Annotated in this window: 17 protein-coding genes and 1 tRNA gene; 7 read left to right on the plus strand and 11 right to left on the minus strand. The window is 39.4% G+C overall.

Translation table 11 applies throughout. The features are described from left to right. Window positions 1-3: 3 nt before the first annotated feature. From MM239_RS15075 to MM239_RS15090, 4 genes are all read right to left on the minus strand, one after another. On the minus strand, window positions 4-1,929 hold the full coding sequence (locus MM239_RS15075; protein WP_241349083.1) for an OmpA family protein: 1,926 nt from the start codon (window positions 1,927-1,929) through the stop codon (window positions 4-6). 57 nt (window positions 1,930-1,986) lie between these two features. Further along, complete coding sequence (locus tag MM239_RS15080) at window positions 1,987-2,478, minus strand: hypothetical protein (RefSeq protein ID WP_241349084.1); 492 nt, start codon at window positions 2,476-2,478, stop codon at window positions 1,987-1,989. Between the two features lie 484 nt (window positions 2,479-2,962). Next, window positions 2,963-3,754: a (Fe-S)-binding protein gene (locus MM239_RS15085; protein WP_241349085.1), complete on the minus strand. Its 792-nt coding sequence runs from the start codon at window positions 3,752-3,754 to the stop codon at window positions 2,963-2,965. Window positions 3,755-3,995: 241 nt separating this feature from the next. Further along, window positions 3,996-5,330: a 4Fe-4S dicluster domain-containing protein gene (locus MM239_RS15090; protein WP_241349086.1), complete on the minus strand. Its 1,335-nt coding sequence runs from the start codon at window positions 5,328-5,330 to the stop codon at window positions 3,996-3,998. 106 nt (window positions 5,331-5,436) lie between these two features. Between MM239_RS15090 and MM239_RS15095 the strand changes: the two genes are divergently transcribed. The 5 genes from MM239_RS15095 (at window position 5,437) to MM239_RS15115 (ending at window position 7,818) form a co-directional block, all read left to right on the plus strand. Continuing rightward, window positions 5,437-5,509 (plus strand) — tRNA-Phe (locus MM239_RS15095). 360 nt (window positions 5,510-5,869) lie between these two features. Next, window positions 5,870-6,355, plus strand: a complete 486-nt coding sequence (locus MM239_RS15100; protein WP_241349087.1) for an RNA polymerase sigma factor — start codon at window positions 5,870-5,872, stop codon at window positions 6,353-6,355. Further along, window positions 6,355-6,780 (plus strand): hypothetical protein, encoded by a 426-nt coding sequence (locus MM239_RS15105; RefSeq protein WP_241349088.1) that lies wholly within the window; start codon window positions 6,355-6,357, stop codon window positions 6,778-6,780. The genes MM239_RS15100 and MM239_RS15105 overlap by 1 nt, the downstream gene beginning before the upstream one ends. Before the next feature lie 2 nt (window positions 6,781-6,782). After that, window positions 6,783-7,307, plus strand: a complete 525-nt coding sequence (locus tag MM239_RS15110) for a DUF4252 domain-containing protein (RefSeq protein WP_241349089.1) — start codon at window positions 6,783-6,785, stop codon at window positions 7,305-7,307. Window positions 7,308-7,332: 25 nt separating this feature from the next. Further along, on the plus strand, window positions 7,333-7,818 hold the full coding sequence (locus tag MM239_RS15115; protein ID WP_241349090.1) for a DUF4252 domain-containing protein: 486 nt from the start codon (window positions 7,333-7,335) through the stop codon (window positions 7,816-7,818). A gap of 74 nt (window positions 7,819-7,892) precedes the next feature. Here the strand turns inward: MM239_RS15115 and MM239_RS15120 are convergent, their stop codons facing one another. Then, window positions 7,893-8,840, minus strand: coding sequence for a pyridoxal-phosphate dependent enzyme (locus tag MM239_RS15120; protein ID WP_241349091.1), 948 nt, complete (start codon window positions 8,838-8,840; stop codon window positions 7,893-7,895). An 83-nt stretch (window positions 8,841-8,923) separates the two neighbouring features. On the opposite strand from MM239_RS15120, the gene MM239_RS15125 reads away from it, so the two are divergent. After that, entirely contained in the window at window positions 8,924-9,592 is a 669-nt protein-coding gene (locus MM239_RS15125) for a peptidoglycan DD-metalloendopeptidase family protein (RefSeq protein ID WP_241349092.1), read from the plus strand. Here MM239_RS15125 and MM239_RS15130 read toward each other — a convergent pair. After that, window positions 9,576-10,358 (minus strand): type III pantothenate kinase, encoded by a 783-nt coding sequence (locus tag MM239_RS15130; RefSeq protein ID WP_241349093.1) that lies wholly within the window; start codon window positions 10,356-10,358, stop codon window positions 9,576-9,578. The two genes, MM239_RS15125 and MM239_RS15130, sit on opposite strands and share 17 nt — an antisense overlap. Before the next feature lie 93 nt (window positions 10,359-10,451). On the opposite strand from MM239_RS15130, the gene MM239_RS15135 reads away from it, so the two are divergent. Then, window positions 10,452-10,934 carry a GNAT family N-acetyltransferase gene (locus MM239_RS15135; protein WP_241349094.1) on the plus strand — a complete coding sequence of 161 codons (483 nt, stop codon included), beginning with the start codon at window positions 10,452-10,454 and terminating at the stop codon, window positions 10,932-10,934. A gap of 164 nt (window positions 10,935-11,098) precedes the next feature. Here the strand turns inward: MM239_RS15135 and MM239_RS15140 are convergent, their stop codons facing one another. The 5 genes from MM239_RS15140 to MM239_RS15160 form a co-directional block, all read right to left on the minus strand. Further along, window positions 11,099-12,286, minus strand: coding sequence for a CynX/NimT family MFS transporter (locus MM239_RS15140; protein ID WP_241349095.1), 1,188 nt, complete (start codon window positions 12,284-12,286; stop codon window positions 11,099-11,101). A gap of 43 nt (window positions 12,287-12,329) precedes the next feature. After that, on the minus strand, window positions 12,330-13,364 hold the full coding sequence (gene hemH / locus MM239_RS15145; protein ID WP_241349096.1) for a ferrochelatase: 1,035 nt from the start codon (window positions 13,362-13,364) through the stop codon (window positions 12,330-12,332). Between the two features lie 223 nt (window positions 13,365-13,587). Then, the gene (locus MM239_RS15150) at window positions 13,588-14,142 is read right to left on the minus strand and encodes an OmpH family outer membrane protein (RefSeq protein ID WP_241349097.1); all 555 of its coding nucleotides are present in this window, start codon (window positions 14,140-14,142) and stop codon (window positions 13,588-13,590) included. A 19-nt stretch (window positions 14,143-14,161) separates the two neighbouring features. Next, window positions 14,162-14,695 carry an OmpH family outer membrane protein gene (locus MM239_RS15155; protein ID WP_241349098.1) on the minus strand — a complete coding sequence of 178 codons (534 nt, stop codon included), beginning with the start codon at window positions 14,693-14,695 and terminating at the stop codon, window positions 14,162-14,164. A 2-nt stretch (window positions 14,696-14,697) separates the two neighbouring features. Then, on the minus strand, window positions 14,698-17,427 hold the full coding sequence (locus tag MM239_RS15160; RefSeq protein WP_241349099.1) for a BamA/OMP85 family outer membrane protein: 2,730 nt from the start codon (window positions 17,425-17,427) through the stop codon (window positions 14,698-14,700).

Raw genomic sequence — 17,427 nt, forward strand, 5'->3', positions numbered from 1 at the left:
CTATCATTTCACCTCGATCACCTTAAACTCTGTCCTTCTGTTTACCTGATGTTCTTCCTCTGTCTTCGCATCCTTGATGATGAGCTGTCGCTTACCATATCCCTTGGCAACCAACCTATCCTCAGAAATACCTTTTGACACCATGTAAGCTACCGCAGACTCAGCCCTTCGCTGGGAAAGTGCGTCATTGTATGCATCAGTTGCACGGGCATCAGTATGGGAGCTAAGCTCTATGGATATCGTAGGATTATCTTTCAATATGGTCACCAACTTATCTAATTCCTCAGCGGCATCAGGTCTGATATCCGCTTTGTCAAGATCATAATAGATATTCTCTAATACTATGGCTTTGTCCAAGACCAAAACATCCAATACGATTGTAGTATCTAGGACAATATTGGTTACATCTTGAATCAAATCCTCTTGCTTTGGTGTCTTGCCACGTGTATCGTAAGTAATGCTCTTGGAGAAATATCCTGCCTTAGAAGCAATCAGAGAGAAATTCTCATCCGGAGCTAACGTGAATCTTACCCGTCCATTTTGATTGGAGAAATCTCCTCCCGTCATTTTGTTTGAGGCGTCATATAAGGCTACCCTTGTTTGAGGCAAAATTTCCTCAGAACCATCCTCTTTCTTTTCCAAAGTGGTCACGTTCAATAGTACGTTAACCACCTTAGGCTTTGGCGTTTTATCTTCAAATGAATAAATATCATCATCTCCAGCACCTCCAGCTCTATTGGAAGTCAAGAATCCTTCTTGGGGATAATTAGTGAAAAATATACCAAAATCATCAGCCGAAGAATTGACTTTTGGACCAAGGTTCTTTACCTCATAGCCTCCTCCATCGATAGGCTCTGCAACAAAAATATCTAACTTCCCCAGTCCAGGATGTCCGTCAGAAGCAAAGAAAATCTTACCATCTTTTGTCACTCTCGGAAACATTTCATTGCCCGGAGTATTGATTTGAGCGCCAAGATTCACTGGATTTCCAAAATCACCATTTGCTAACTTGGTGGCTTGGTATAAATCTGTTCCACCCTGGCCTCCAGGCCTATTTGAAGCAAAATACAACGTATTTCCATCAGGGCTAAATGCCGGTGTGCTATTCCACCAGAACTCATCCTCGTTCAATGGCATCCAAATCGGCTGAGTAAAACCTCCCCCTCTGAAGTATGAAGCAAATAGGTGTACATCTGGAAGATCTTTATTTGATGTGGAGTTTCCTCTAGCGTATATGATTGTATTACCATCTGGACTGATAGCAATTGCTCCTTGGTTTAGGCCTTCTTCATTGCGAAACTCAGGCATGGCTTGGATATTTTGCACATCTACTCTCACACCTTCCGCCTTGGTTCTAAAGAGCTTAGTATACGGCACGCCAGTAGCTGGATAGATGCCAGAAGCTTGCCTAGAACTTGCAAAATAAAGATATCCTTCACTTGCAACAGGCGCATAATCTGGTCCAGCGGTATTCAAGGAAGTGTAATTTTGGATTTCTATATTTGGCCAATAATCTTTAATCTCTCCAACCTTTGTCAATACGCTCAGCTCATGATTGACTAATCTTAAATAGTCATCATCTACCGTCAGACCTTTAGCTCTCTCGAAGCTTTCCATCGCCTTCTCATTTTCGCCTTGAGCTTTGTAACTAAGACCTAGTCTGTACAAATTTTCAAACTCAGGCTCATTATCCACCAACTTCTCATAATAAGAAGATGATTTTTCTACTCGATTGGATAAGCGATAACTCTCCGCTACATAAAAATTAGCATCCCTATTGTCAGGATCCTTTTCTAAAATTCTTGAAAAAGTACCGATCGCATATTGGTATTCACCAGAGGCAAATTGTTTCTGTCCTTTTTTGGGAAGACTTGTACAGGATATTCCCAACAGTGAAATCAAAAAGAATACTAGGAGGCTTCGCTTCATTGCAATGAAAATCGGATATGTTCTTAGTTTTTTTTAAATATAGGATAATTATAATAATTAATTTTGAAAGTATTTGTTTAACCAACTATCTTTAGCAGGAAGAAGCCAATTATTTTCCAAATCACCTTTCAATTTTACCAAAGGATTCAATGTGACAGCATCTGGTCGCAATTCACCTTTGGCTACTTTCTCTTTGATACCAAAGACGGAATTGACCACCAAGCTGTCCTCATTTTCCAAAAAAGAAACCTTACCCTGATCCAAAAGGTTGACACCAAACTTTTCTTCAATCTCCCTCAATACACGCACGGAGCTATCAATAGAACAGCCACTTGCACCCAATCTGGATTCATCTACAGCTAATATTACCACTTGTCCGAACTTTACCCGAAACGAAGTAAGCATCATGCTTCCATGGGTATTCCATTGGTTACAAAATGACACTAACCTTTCTTCTACCCAATGTAACTCTTCTTCGTTGAACTTTCTGTCTGCCTGATATACCCAAACTCTTGCATGAGCAGGCATTTGATCAAATTCCAAATACATATTTCAAATATTATTGTTTTTATGTTTTCTATGTGGCTATGTGTTTTGTTTTTTCACCTCATAGATGCACATAGTTTTTTATTCAGTCCATACTTAACTCGATATTTAAAGCGGAAAAATACGCAATAAGTTCTTTTCTTTAACGAAGACTTATAAGCTTTGGGTGTATTTGCGAAAAAAGAAATGTGAATACCAGAAGGTCGCTCCAAGGGAGCTATTTTAAATGGCTGCTGTTTTCCTTTTTACGAACAGTTTGCCCTCTGAGCCTAGGGATTTAAGAAGGGTAAAGGATGAAGGTGAGGTATGAAGGATGAAGAATTTGATACTTGGCACTTTATAAATAACATTTAGTACAAATAATCCCTTTATTAAGCTCTGTAGGAGCATTCTGTTTGTAGAATAACATTATTCTTTTTGAATAAGAAAAATTTAAGGCAAAAAAACTTAAGTCCACGGGTAATCACCTACCGTGGACTTAAGCCAACTAAATCCCCATGTCTTTCGCAATCATCTCTGCCAAGTCATAAACTTTGACTTCATGCTCACGCTCTTTATTTTTAACTCCATCAGTCATCATGGTCAAGCAGAAAGGGCAACCTACTGCAATTGCTGCAGCACCTGTAGCTAGAGCTTCTTCTGTTCGCTCTACGTTGATGTCTTTATTCCCTGGCTCTGGCTCCTTGAACATTTGCGCTCCTCCAGCTCCACAGCACAGTCCTTTTGAACGACAACGCTTCATCTCTACCAACTCCACATCGAGTGCTTTGATCACCTCCCTAGGTGCTTCGTACACATCATTGGCTCTTCCTAGATAGCAAGAGTCGTGAAAGGTGATTTTTTTACCCTTGAATTCACCTCCACCCTTCAGTACTACTTTACCATCATTGATCAGTTGTTGGAGAAATTGGGAATGGTGAATCACCTCATAATTCCCACCCAATGCTGGATATTCGTTTTTGATCGTATTGAAGCAATGAGGACAAGCTGTTACTACTTTCTTTACTTCGTAACCATTCATCACTTGGATATTAGCCACTGCTTGCATTTGAAAAAGAAACTCATTTCCTGCCCTTCTGGCAGGGTCGCCTGTACATGCTTCCTCAGGCCCTAGTACTGCAAAGCTAATACCTACTTTATTGAGAATCTTAACAAATGCCTGAGTGACGGCCTTGTACCTATCATCAAATGATCCTGCACATCCTACCCAAAAGAGTATCTCAGGACTTTCTCCATTTGTGGCCATTTCAGCCATTGTTGGTATTTTATATGTTGACATAGTATGGATTTTAGATTGTAGTCCCGATAGCTATCGGGGTTAGATAGTAGATCTATATTGATTATCTTATTCTATCTACTTATTAATCTTGGTTTCAATGTAAATATTCAATCATCTTTGACCTATTCAAATATTTTCCAGCAGACTCGTCTACCGTTTGTTAGAGCCATATTTCAACTTTTGAATATCAAACAGCAAATTTCATTTGCTTCTTTCTCTTCCTAACAGCTTATAAGTTTTATTATTTCAATTCTTCATTTTTGAGTTGATCTGCCCAGTTGAACCTGTCTGTTGGTGCAAACTTCCATGGAGAAAAGCTCGTTTCCATGTTTTGAAACATCGCGTTCCATTGTGCTGGAGTGCTAGATTCTTCCATAGCAACATACCTACGCATCTGTATTATAATGGATAATGGATCTATGTTTACAGGACATGCTTCGACACAAGCATTGCAAGAGGTACAAGCATTAAGTTCTTCCTTAGTGATAAAATCTCCCAAAAGAGACTTCCCATCTTCCAGCCCTGCACCACCTTGATCGATACTTTTACCCACTTCCTCAGCTCGATCACGAACATCCATCATGATTTTACGAGGAGACAATTTCTTCCCTGTGATATTTGCTGGGCATTCGGCAGTGCATCTACCACACTCCGTACAGCTGTATGCATTCATGATATTTACCCAGCTAAGATCATTAATGTCCTTGGCGCCAAATCTCGCAATCTCAGCTGGTGGCTCATCCGCTCCTTCCACTGGAATCCCAAGCATCATGTTCACTTCTTTGGTGACATCAGGCATATTTTCAATTTCCCCTTTTGGCTTGAGATTAGAATACCATGTATTCGGAAATGCCAGAAATATATGCAAATGCTTCGAATACGTCACATAAATCGCAAAGGCCAAAATACCAACAATATGGAACCACCAAGCAAACCTCTCTATTGCCACCAATGCCGTGTCGCTCAATCCAGAAAAGACCGGCTGGATCAATTCGCTGAAAAATAAGCCATTCAACAATACATACCCCTCTATTCCTCGTGCTGCAAGAAGCTGATCGGTAGCATTCATAGTCAAAATAGCAACCATCAAAACGATTTCAATGATTAAGATCAAATTCGCATCCATTGCTGGCCAACCCTTAAGCTCTGTCTTAACCAGCCTCGGAACTCTTAGTACATTTCTTCGAATCAAGAAAGCTATACAGGAAACGAGTACGGCTATCGCTAAGACTTCGAACACGTTCATCGCAACACCATACAAGTCACCAAGGTATGGGGCAAATATTCTATGGCTACCCGTGAGACCATCGATTACAAACTCCAGAACCTCCAGGTTGATCACAATGAAAGCAACATAAATCATGATGTGCAATATAGCTGGGATCAAGCGTTTGAACATTTTCTGCTGTCCCAAAGCTACCAACAGCATCGTCTTCCATCGTGCTTCGGGTTGATCATTTCTGCTTTCGGACTTTCCAAGAAGGATGTTTCGCTTGAGGTAAGCCACCCTTTTGTATAGAAAGTACCCTGCTAGCGCAAAAATTATGAGAAATATTATTTGAGGTAAAATACTCATATTGATTAGATTAGTATATTTTGGATAAATTTACTGTAATTTTTTTATTAGAATCATTTGCAAGAACAGAACAAATATCTACCTTTGCATCACCTTAAACGGTCAGGGTGATGTAGCTCAGTTGGTAGAGCATCGGACTGAAAATCCGTGAGTCGGTGGTTCGAATCCACTCATCACCACGAGTCCCGAGAAATCGGGACTTTTTTTATGCCCAGATCTCAAAGATTCTTTCTTGCTCTCACTGGCATTTGCACCGGTGACAAACAAACAGCATATTTTCGACTCATTATTTTTCATTTTGAGAGCTTTTTTAATTCGCAGCTTTAAATTGATAGGCAATTTCACATTTCAAATATACAGTTCTTTTGTTTTGGACAGCAATCAAACATCATTTCATCGTCCATTGTATAATCGTCCATGCAAAATAAGAAATAGTAGGCATGCATACTATTTTTAGTGGCAATTTAAAATTATTCTAAGTTTAAATTTTTTTCTCAAATTGCTGTAACATTTTCAATTCACATGCATCATCTACTCGAATGAAGTCATTCTTTGAGACACATATCTGGCCACTCAAGGGCAAGCTCTACCGCATGGCATACCTCTGGGTCAAAGATCGAGAGGTCGCCAATGATGTCTTGCAGCAAGTATTTGAAAAAGCATGGCTTAAGAAAAGCGACCTAGAAAAAATGGAAAACCCCACTGGCTGGATTGTCAAATCACTTAAAAACGAAACCTTACAGCACTTCAGGACCAATAAGAGACTTGAGCCATTGGGAGAGATAGAACGAGAAGATTTAATACCAAGAGAACCTGATCAGGACACAGCCTCGAGATTGAAATTGGTCTATCACTACCTAGAATCATTGCCAGAAAAGCAAAGGGAAGTTTTCCATCTCAGAGAAGTAGAAGGGTTAACTTATGAAGAAATATCTTCTTACCTAGACATTAGTTTAGATGCAGTAAAAGTAAACCTCTATAGAGCAAGACAAGCGCTAAAAAACTATTTGACTCAGAAAAAATAATGGACAGAATAACTTATTTAATCGAAAAATACTGGGAAGGCAACACTTCTTTGAAAGAGGAAAAAGAGCTTAAAGTACTCTTGAAAGATTCCAAAAAACATGAAACAGAAAAAGCATTTTTCTTAGGAATAGATCAAATCAAGTCATTCTCTCCTGAGAAAATACAAAACCCAAGTATCAAAAAGTTCTATTTGAACACCTATTGGACTCAAATTGCTGCTGGATTGATCATTTTACTAGTCGCTGGGGTCAGTTTTTTCTCCTATAAACAAAGAGAAGCTGAAAGGCTGGCCTACCTACAAGTCATGGAAGCATTTAGCCTAATACAACACAACATGCACAAGGGCACTGACAATCTCCAGACACTTCAAGAGCTTCGGTACCTCAACACGACCAATCAAATCTTTGAAATAGAAACTAATTAAACATGAAAAAATATTTCCTTATAATCATTGCCCTTTTCCTGTTTACGGGTGCTCAGGCGCAAGACGATGCCATTGTGAAGTTTTTTTCCAAGTACATGGAAGATGATCGCTTCTCTAGGGTATATATCAGCCCAAAAATGATGCAAATGGCTGGAGGTTTCCTAAAGTCTGATGTCAGCAATGACAAGGATGCTGCTGACCTAGGAGAGCTAATTTCAAAAGTAAGAGGGATCAGAATACTGACTGCTGACAAAGTGAATGGCAAGCCACTATACAATGAGGCCATGTCTACCTTGACCAAAAACAAGTACGAAGACCTCATGGACGTCCAAGACAAGAATTCCAATGTCAAATTCATGGTGAGAGAAGAAGGAGGCAAGGTCAGAGAACTATTGATGATAACAGGTTCCGATGAAAATTTCACCTTGCTCAGCATGCTCGGAAATTTCACCTATCAAGATCTAAATATGCTCTCCGAAAAAACCAATATTCCAGGAATGGAGAACTACAAATCAAAGAAAAAATAAAATCTTAACTATAAAACATCAAATTATGAAACTGAAGCTAACCTTCATTGCATCTATACTTTTGCTGATCGTCCAATCAGCTATAGCTCAAAGCAAAGCTGTAGACGCACTTTATCAAAAGCATAAGAGCAATCCTGATTTCTTCCACTTAGATCTTGGCGGAAACTTCATGAACTTTGCCAAAGGATTCAACATCGATCTAGATGAAGCTCAATCATCTATACTTACCAAGTCGATTGAGAAAATGAAGTTTTACAAACTTCCCAAGCAATCATCTAATACAACAGAATTCAATGGACTCAAAAGAGGGCTAGAAAAAGAGAAATTTGAACTTATGATGGAAGTATCCGAAAAGTCAAATGATGTGATCATCTTCACCAAAGGTTCTAAAAAAATCAGTGATATTGTATTGCTTATCAATGATAAAAATAGTGATTTTATCGTACTAGAGTTCCAAGGTGACTTTGATGCCAATGCATTGGCTGATATCGGAAAAAAAATTCAAAAGTAAACTGCATCACATAAGCCAGAAATATGCATTAGGGTATCCATGCAAAGCATAGGTAACCTAATGCATCTATTTTTTTAAAATGGCAATCTTCCCAAATCCACATTGCCTCCACTCAAGATTATACCAACTTTTTGATTTTGAAACTGCTCTTTATGCTTTAATAAAGCTGCCAATGGTACCGCACAACTCGGCTCGACAACAATTTTCATTCTTTCATAGATTAATCTCATGGCTTCTACTATTTCCACATCTCCAACAGTAAGTATATCATCAACATGCTTTAGGATGATCTCAAAATTCAACTTTCCAAGAGATGTCAGAAGTCCGTCAGCGATAGTGTTTGGGCTTTGCATGGGAATAAGCTCTTTGGCTTGAAAAGACCTGAAGGCATCATCCGCTCCTTCAGGCTCAGCTGCAATCACCTTTGTATTAGGTGAAATATATTTACTTGCCAGGGCCGTTCCTCCAAGAAGCCCTCCTCCCCCTACCGGAGCCATGATGGTATCAAATGGTATACCTTCCTCCCACATCTCCAAAGCACAAGTAGCTTGACCTTCGACTACATCAAAGTAATCATACGGAGGGATGAAAATGGCTCCTGTCTCAGCCACCACTTGCTGCAAGGTAGTTTCTCTAGCTTGTAAGTTTGGCTCGCACTCTATGATTTCACCCCCATAAGACTTGACCGCCTTCTTTTTGATCTTTGGAGCAGAAGATGGCATTACGATATATGATTTGATTCCAGCCACGCTAGCCGCACGTGCCAACGCTGCGGCATGATTTCCCGAAGAATGGGTTGCCACACCATTTGTCTTCTGCTCTTTATTGAGCTTGGCAACTGCATTGGCAGCTCCTCTAGCTTTGAATGCCCCAACTTTCTGAAAATTCTCACATTTGAAAAAAATCTCACATCCTGCCAATTCATTGATAGCAGTAGATTTCATAATTGGCGTGCGATGAATAAAAGGCTGGATTCTCTGATGAGCAACCTGGATATTTTCTAAGGTCGGAAAAACGTGCATAAAGTACTATTTGGATTTTCTCTGATAAAGGTAGCAAGTTTCAGACGTTTGATTTATATCTTTAATCCAAATTCATGAACCCTATGCTTGAACAACTCTTAGCAAATGTTGAAATTTTCCCACTTATGGGAGTCCCTCTCAATGAAAAAAACACCATGAAGATGGATTTTTCCCCCTCTAACCACAAACTTATTGAAATAGACCTAAGTAGTACAGCTTTATTCGACAGATATGTATTCGGACTACTAAACTCATCACGAAAACAATACGGAATAGGGGGCTACTTCGAGCATCGAGCGATCTATCAGCGCAGTAAAGTTTTCGCCACTGCTGTAGAAGACTTTAGAGATATTCATTTGGGCGTAGATATTTGGACAAAAGCTGGGCATCCTGTGTACACACCTATAGATGGAGCCATACATAGCTTTCAAGACAACGTAGGTTTCGGGAATTATGGTCCAACGATCATCATGGAGCATAAGCTTGGGAACAAACTTCTGTACAGCCTTTATGGTCACTTACAAAGAGTTGATTTAGCTAACTTGACAGTAGGGAAGAAATTCAAAAAGGGGGATTTGCTTTGCCATGTAGGTGAATTTCCTGAAAATGGAGACTGGCCTGCTCATTTACATTTTCAATTGATGTGGGATATGATGGGAAATGTTGGGGATTTCCCTGGTGTTTGTTCACATAGAGAGCAAGAAAAGTACCGTCTGATTTGCCCAAACCCTCATTTTATAATTGGCTATTAATATTTGCTAAAGTAATCAGCCTTATTCCCTCTAGTGTTAGGTTACGATCCACATCATCAAAACTGTCTTCCAAATTTGACAAAATAGTCGAAAGACCACCTGTGGCTATCACCTTTACTGGAGCGTCAAGCTCTTGGCTAATGGTCTCAAGCATACCACGAACCAAGCCTGAATAACCATAAAGTATACCTGCTTGAATGGATTCTACAGTATTTGTTCCGATTGCAGCTTTGGGAACTATAAGCGGAACTTCGGGTAGTTTGGAAGTATTAGAGAAAAGCGACTTAACGGCTGTTTTTAACCCAGGAACAATATTGACTCCGACTACTTTACCTTCATTATCTACAACGGTAAAAGTCAAAGCTGTACCAAAATCTACGATAATATTAGCCTGCTTGTACCTCTCGTATGCAGCGGTGACATTGCACATTAAGTCAGTTCCAATTTCATTCGGTCTACTTGTACTTACATTTAATTTTTGATAGCTATTACCATTGATAAAGTAGCATGGTTTACCAAGGAATTCATTACAAAATTGGTCAAGAAGTTCGTTCAGTTCAGGCACGACCGAGCTAACCCCTACGAATGAGACGGAGTCTACTTTTAGGTCATTTTCCAAAAAGAACAAATGCATGGCCCTCTCCAGGCTCAGAAGTGTTAAGCTACCTTTGCTTTCTATCCTAAATTCATGTATCCATTCCCTTATATTTGAGTCGTGAAATCCAATGGTAATGTTGGTATTGCCGGCATCGATAGATATAAACATAAGGCAGGTGTTAAATTTGTCCTTTTTCAGCACAAAGGAATTCAAATATAAAAATTGATTTTAAGCTTTTTCAATTTTTGCCTACATTCGAACATGTATACAATTAGAAAAGGAGAAAAAGCGGATTTACCCAGGGTTTTGGAGCTAGTAATGGAACTAGCTATTTATGAAAAAGCTCCTGAGCAAGTAAGCAATACCGTAGCCATGATGGAAGCTGATGGCTTTGGAGAAAACCCTGTCTTTGGTTGTTTTGTTGCTGTAAAGGCCAGCACAAATGAAATCATTGGGATTTCTATTTATTATTATAGATACAGCACTTGGAAAGGCAGAAGGCTTTATCTAGAAGATATAGTTGTCACCGCATCCGAAAGAGGAAATGGAGCTGGAAAACTCCTTTTTGACAGGACTATGCTAAAATGCCTGGAGGATAAATGTACGGGCATGATGTGGCAAGTATTGGATTGGAATGAACCAGCTATCAATTTCTACAAAAAATATGGTGCTGACCTAGATAGTGAATGGATCAATTGCAACTTACAAGCAGAGGAAATCAAGGCTATCTTAGGAGAGGGCTGAATTGGTTTAACCGCAAAAGATTAGCGACTTCTGCGGTTTTCTTTTTTTTAACTGCAAAGAATTACCAGGTTACGTTAGGGGCACGGAGAATTGTATTTGACTAAATGATTAAAAATACATTGCTTACTTGTCGAAAACTTGGCGCACTCTGCGGTTAAAAACCTTTAATCAACTGATCTTGATCGCCCACTTTTAACACCAAAAAACATAAAAAGAATTGTACTGGTTAGCATCAGGTAAATCAGGTGGTCCCAATCTGAAAAAACATCGAATACTACTCCAAACAGCAATGGCCCCAATGCGGCAAGGTAATAGCCAGCAGACTGAGACATCCCAGAAAGTGACGCCGTTACTTTTTCAGACTTAGTTCTCAAACCTATCAGGGTATATGCAAGAGAAATACTTGCACCTAAGCCCAATCCTACCAAAGTAAGTCCAATGTAATTCACCCATAATACATGTATGAATAAAGAAGAAAAACCTAACAAATAAAAACTCCCCAAGGTTAGAATTATCCCTACTTGATCTTTGAATTTGACGGCTACAATAGGCGCTAGAAAAGTCCCCACTAGACCAATGAGCTGCATCAAAGACATCAAAGCTCCAGCCTCTACAGGGCTCAATCCACGAGAAATCATCATATCAGGTAGCCAGGCTATCAATGTGAAAAACAACAAAGATTGTACTCCCATAAACATACTGATCTGCCAGGCAAGTCTTGACTTCCACACATTTACTTTGAACTTTTGAATGGCAGGAATAGGCGCTACTTTCGGCATTTTAGCTTGAGGCGACCATATCAATATCCCAAGTACAATCAATACAGCCCAAGACAATAAAGAGCCTTTCCAGCCTAGACCTAAGTCCAAAGCAAGGGGAGCACTCACACCAGAAGCTACAGCGGCTGTCAAAGTCATTCCCGTTGTATAGGAAGCTGTGACTATCCCAGTCTTTTGAGGAAGTCTATTCTTGATCAGTGGAATCAACAACACATTACATATTACAATTCCTATACCTGTAAGCCCAGTACCAATGTATAACCACATGGCTCCCCCAAGCACCCGAATTACGGATCCAATTAGAAGAATGAACAATGCAAGCAATATGGCTTGGGCATTGCCAAGTCTTTTACCAATACTTGCTGCAAACAGAGAAAAGGTAGCAAACGTGAGGAGTGGCAAGGTGGTCAGAAACCCTGCCCATCCGTTGGAAAGACCCAAATCAGCACGAATCATAGGAATCAAAGGCCCTACAGCGGTGATAGACGGCCTAAGGTTGAAAGCCACCAACATAATCCCAAAAAAGAGGAAGCCTGAGCTTTGATAAATGGGCTTTTGTCTTGACACAGACATAGATCGAATAAAATTGTTGTATAGAAAAGAAAGAAAAGGATTATTAGGAATTTGAAATCACTAAATCCTTGACACATTCAACCCAAGTGTCATTAGAGTTGAGACTTGAAACTAAATCCCACTTTTCTCCTCCAAGCTCTTCGAACTCTTCCTTATACTCCTGACCTACTTCTACTGTAGTCTCAAGACAATCCGCTACGAATGCTGGAGAGAACACTAAAACTCTTTTGACACCCTTATTTGCTAGTTCCTTGATCACATCTTCTGTATAAGGCTTGATCCATGGATCCTTTCCAAGTCTGGACTGAAAACAGGTCATTACTTTCTCTTCAGGCAAGCCAAGTTTTGAAGCTAGCTGGCGTGTGGTATGAAAGCATTGACCACGATAGCAAAATTGATTCTTCTTTGTATAATTTCCACAGCACTTGTCAGAAAGCTTACAGTACCCATCAACAGAGCCTTTTTTGATCTGACGCTCTGGTAAGCCATGATAAGAAAAGAGATACATATCGTACTCATCTTTTGCCATCATTTCCCTTCCAAGCTCTGCCCATGCTTCTAAGAAAAGAGGGTGCTCTACAAAGTTATTGACAAAAGTAATATTAGGAATGATTTGCCATGTTCTAGCTATCTCCATTACCTTATCGACTACAGAGCCATTCGTAGCTGATGCATATTGAGGAAAAAGTGGAATAACGATAATCTTACTTACATTCGCCTTATTTAACTTGTTCAACCCTTCCTCTATGCTTGGCGTCTGATACCTCATGGCCATTTCCACAATGTATTTACTATTATCCAGCTTTGGGATAAGCTTTGCTTTCAAATCTTCCGTGTGAAATAGCAATGGAGACCCTCTATCTGTCCAAAGTTTTCTGTATTCATTGGCAGATTTAGGAGCCCTAAAGGGCGCTATAATCAAATTGACTAACATCCAGCGTGGAATCACGGGTATATCGATCACCCTTCCATCCATTAAAAATTCCCTAAGATATTTTCTAACATCTCCTGTTGCGGTGCTATCTGGAGTACCTAGATTCACTAACAATACGCCTGTCTTGGCCTTTAGATTTCCCATAGTTGGTGTATATACGATAAGTTTTACTAATCAGAACCAAAAATACACCCTTTGGTTAGAATATAATAATTGAAAAGATCAATCTTAGATAGAAGAATATTTACAACAAACTTCTATTCAAGTTAAAATTAATGATCAATTTGATATTCATCCTCAATTTAAAAACCTCTAAGCAAAAAAAAGTCCCTCGAAAGGGACTTTTAAATATCATCTAATCTATTGATTAGTTAGATCCACTCGGGATACCACCTTCAGGAATAGCAACACCTAATTTCTTCAATACTAATTCAGTGAATTTATCATCATCTTTAGTATAAAGCAATACAGGGTTATTACCTACTGAGTCTGAGAAAATATGTGTATAGTTATTTTCCGCAGCTACAGCATTGATGGCATTAAATACCTTAGTCTGTACTGGCTCAAGTAACTGCTGAAGTTTTCTTTGGTAAGAAACTTGTGCATCTTGCTCAAACTTCTGAAGCTCTTCGTTCAATTTTCTTAATTCATTTTCCTTTGTTGCTCTAGCATCTTCAGTCATGGTAGCGGCTGCCTGCTGATAAGTTTGTACTTGTCTCTGGAAGCTTTCACCTTTAGTTTGGATGTTAGTTTGAAGTTGCTGCTGGTAATCTTGAATATCAGCACCGATCTGCTCCATCTCTGGCATCATATCCATAATCAACTCCACATTGGTATACCCAATCTTGATATCCTGGGCCTGTGCTACAAATCCTACGCAAAAGATTGCAATTGCAGATAGGATAAACTTTGCTTTCATCATTTTAATTATAATTTGTTATTTATTTGTTTTCTATTCCTAATTCTTCCAAAACAAACTCCGAGTAATCATGTCTCGGGTCAGTATATATCAATCCTAAACCAGCTGCTTTGTCAAAAAGTCCAGCTAGACCATTTCGCTTCGACACCCTGTCTATGGCTTCATAAATCTTGGACTGCAATGGTTGCATCAATTCTGTCTGCTTTTGATAATACTGACCATTGATACCAAAGGTTCTATTATTGAATGCCACAGCTTGTTTTTGCTTCTCTTCAATCATCGCCAAACGCTCTTGATACATTTCTTCGGTCAGTAAAACCTCTTCTGCTTTAAGTGCACTTCGCATCTCTTTAACCTCTTGTTCCAAATTTTGTGCCTCTTTTTTCCACTGTGAACTATAGGCCTCTAACTCTTGCTGAACAAGCTTATAATCAGGATGTTTGTTCAATATAAACTCTGTATCAATATAACCCCACTTTTGGGCTATTGAAGGCGTCATGCATGTCATCAAAAACATTACGCCCGACAAAAATAACAATTTCATGCATTTTTCCATGATTACCTGAATTGTTGTCCGATAGTAAAGTGGAATTGTGGTCCAGACCTTACACCTCTTTGGTTAGGATTGGTAATAAACTCCTCACCAAGTGCATCAAATCCATAACCCCAATCTATTCCTAGCAATCCAAAAGCTGGCATAAAAATTCTAGCTCCTATACCAGCTGATTTATACAAAGTAAATGGATTGTATTCTGCATAAGAACCCCAGTTATTACCAGCTTCAGCAAATCCAAGCAAGAATATCGTCGCTGACGGATTTGGTGACACCAAGAATCGGAGCTCCATTACATGCTTATTATACACAATCCCACCATAAGGCACATTAGAGTCTGGATTAAACCTATCTGCTGCACCAGGGGTCAGCACTTGATTTTCATAACCTCTTAGACCCACTATTTCTTGACCTAGTGCAAAGTTATTGAAAGTCATACCATCTCCACCTAGTACAAAGCGCTCAAGAGGGATCATTCCGATCCTGTTTCCGTAAGATCCCAAGAAGCCCATATGTGTCCTTGCACTTAGCACCCATTTGTTAGAACCAAATACTGGGCTGTAGAAAGTGGCATCAAACATCCACTTGTGGTATTCTAGCCATTTGAACCTCTCTTGATCTGGAGACTCTCTGTCGATATTTTTATTCAAAGAAGAATATGGTGGTGTAAATGAAGTGGCTAAGGAGATATTTGAACCCATCCTCGGATAGATAGGGTTATCCACATTATTTCTAGAGATCGTAGTATTGAAAGTCAAACTATTTGACCTACCTGTCTCATAGCTTAATCCAAAGTTCCTACCAAATCTATCAAAATCGTAAACTTGGTATTGTAGTGAGTTACTGATCATAAAATAATCATCTGGCCAAGTTACCCTCTTGGCTAGCCCAAGTGTAGCTCCAGTAATTTTGAAAGATCCTCCACTATTCATCATTTGGGCAGGAGAGAAAGCTCCAAAGTTCATCTGACGCTGTACAGAGTGGTTGAAACTAAAGCTTAGTGCATTAGGTTTCTTACCACCAAACCAAGGCTCGGTCAGGGACACACTGTAATTTTGGAAAGACCTACCATTTGCCTGTACTCTCAAAGAAAGTTTCTGACCATCTCCAACAGGAAGTGGTCTCCACTTGTCGAAATGCCTGATATTCTTAATGGAGAAATTGTTAAAAACCAATCCGACAGTACCCACAAACCCGAAGAATCCACCCCAACCACCTGAGAGTTCGACTTGATCATTTGGTCGTTCTTCCAATTTGAATATAATATCTACCGTAGCATCTTCAAAATTAGGACGCATATCCGGCTCGATATTCTCAGGGTCAAAGTACCCAAGTTGGGACAGTTCCCTGATTGTTCTTACCAGGAGACTTCTGTTGAACTTCTGCCCTGGAAGAATCCTAATTTCTCTCATCACCACGTGGTCAGAGGTACGCTCATTCCCTTCAATTGTCACAGAGTTCACGGTCACTTGAGGTCCCTCTACAATTCGCAGCTCTATGTCTATAGAATCATTTTGAACATTGGTTTCTACTGGGTCTATATTGAAGAATAAGTATCCATTGTCTTGATAAATAGATGAAATATCATCCCCTTTTTGTGGGTCATAATTCAACCTTTTGTCAAGCTTTTCCTTATTGTAAACATCACCTTTTTCAATACCTAACTTGGCTATCAAAAGACTATCTGGATGGATATAATTTCCTACAAAACTTATATTCCTGTAGTAATATTTTTGACCTTCTTCTATTTTCAGACCTACATTCACCGTATTATCGGAGTACTTGTACAAAGTATCTGAAAGTATTTCAGCATCTCTAAATCCTCTAGTATTATAGAAATCTATTACTTTTTTCTTATCATCCTTGAAGTCCTTGGCTACATATTTTGAAGCATTGAAAAAATTCAGCTTAAAGTTTTTGTTGATGTAAGTTTTCACTTCTTCATCAGTTACTGGATTTCTGTAGGCAATCGCTTCTTTGGCAGACTCAGGTGTGGTATTGGTTGCTCTAGAAAATACTTCACGGACAAAGTGCATACGAGGGTGTTCCTTTGTACCCTTCAGTTTACCTTTGATCTTGCGATCTGATATTTCCTCATTCCCATCTACAAGAACCTCGTTGATTTTCACTTTGGTTTTGGTATCTACATCAAACCTAAGCTTCACACTATTTGGGAGTGTGGTATCTCTTTCTTGTGTTACTTTTACTTCAGTGTTTAAGAAACCTTTGTCTACGAAATACTGCCTAATATTTCTCTGTGAGGTATTCAATACATCATCTCGAACTACTCTACCTCGAATTTTGACTTTATCTTTAAGATCTGATTCCTGTGTTTTGTTCACACCTGAGAATTCTACCCTACTGAACCTTGGTCTTTCTGTCAAATCCAAAAGCAGGTAGATATCATCATCTTCGATTTTGGTGACCAAAATCTTAACATCGCCGATGATTCCTTGCCCCCAAAGCTTTTTAAGTGCATTAGAAATTGCATCTCCTGGAACGGTGATCTCATCATCCACTCTCAATCCTGACAGGGAAATGATTGCAATTTCATCCAATGTAGCAAGACCAACGGCCTTGATTTCTGCTATCCTATACTTTTTTGGTTTAGAATAATCCAACTCGAGGATATCCACCGGCTTGCTGGAGGTGTAGCGACTTTGACCCAGACGAATCTGAGCCTGCATAGAGCCTGCAAGCAGGAGAAAAGCTAGGATAAATAAGTACTTCTTCAT

The sequence above is a fragment of the Belliella filtrata genome (assembly GCF_022549775.1).
Classification (GTDB): domain Bacteria; phylum Bacteroidota; class Bacteroidia; order Cytophagales; family Cyclobacteriaceae; genus Belliella; species Belliella filtrata.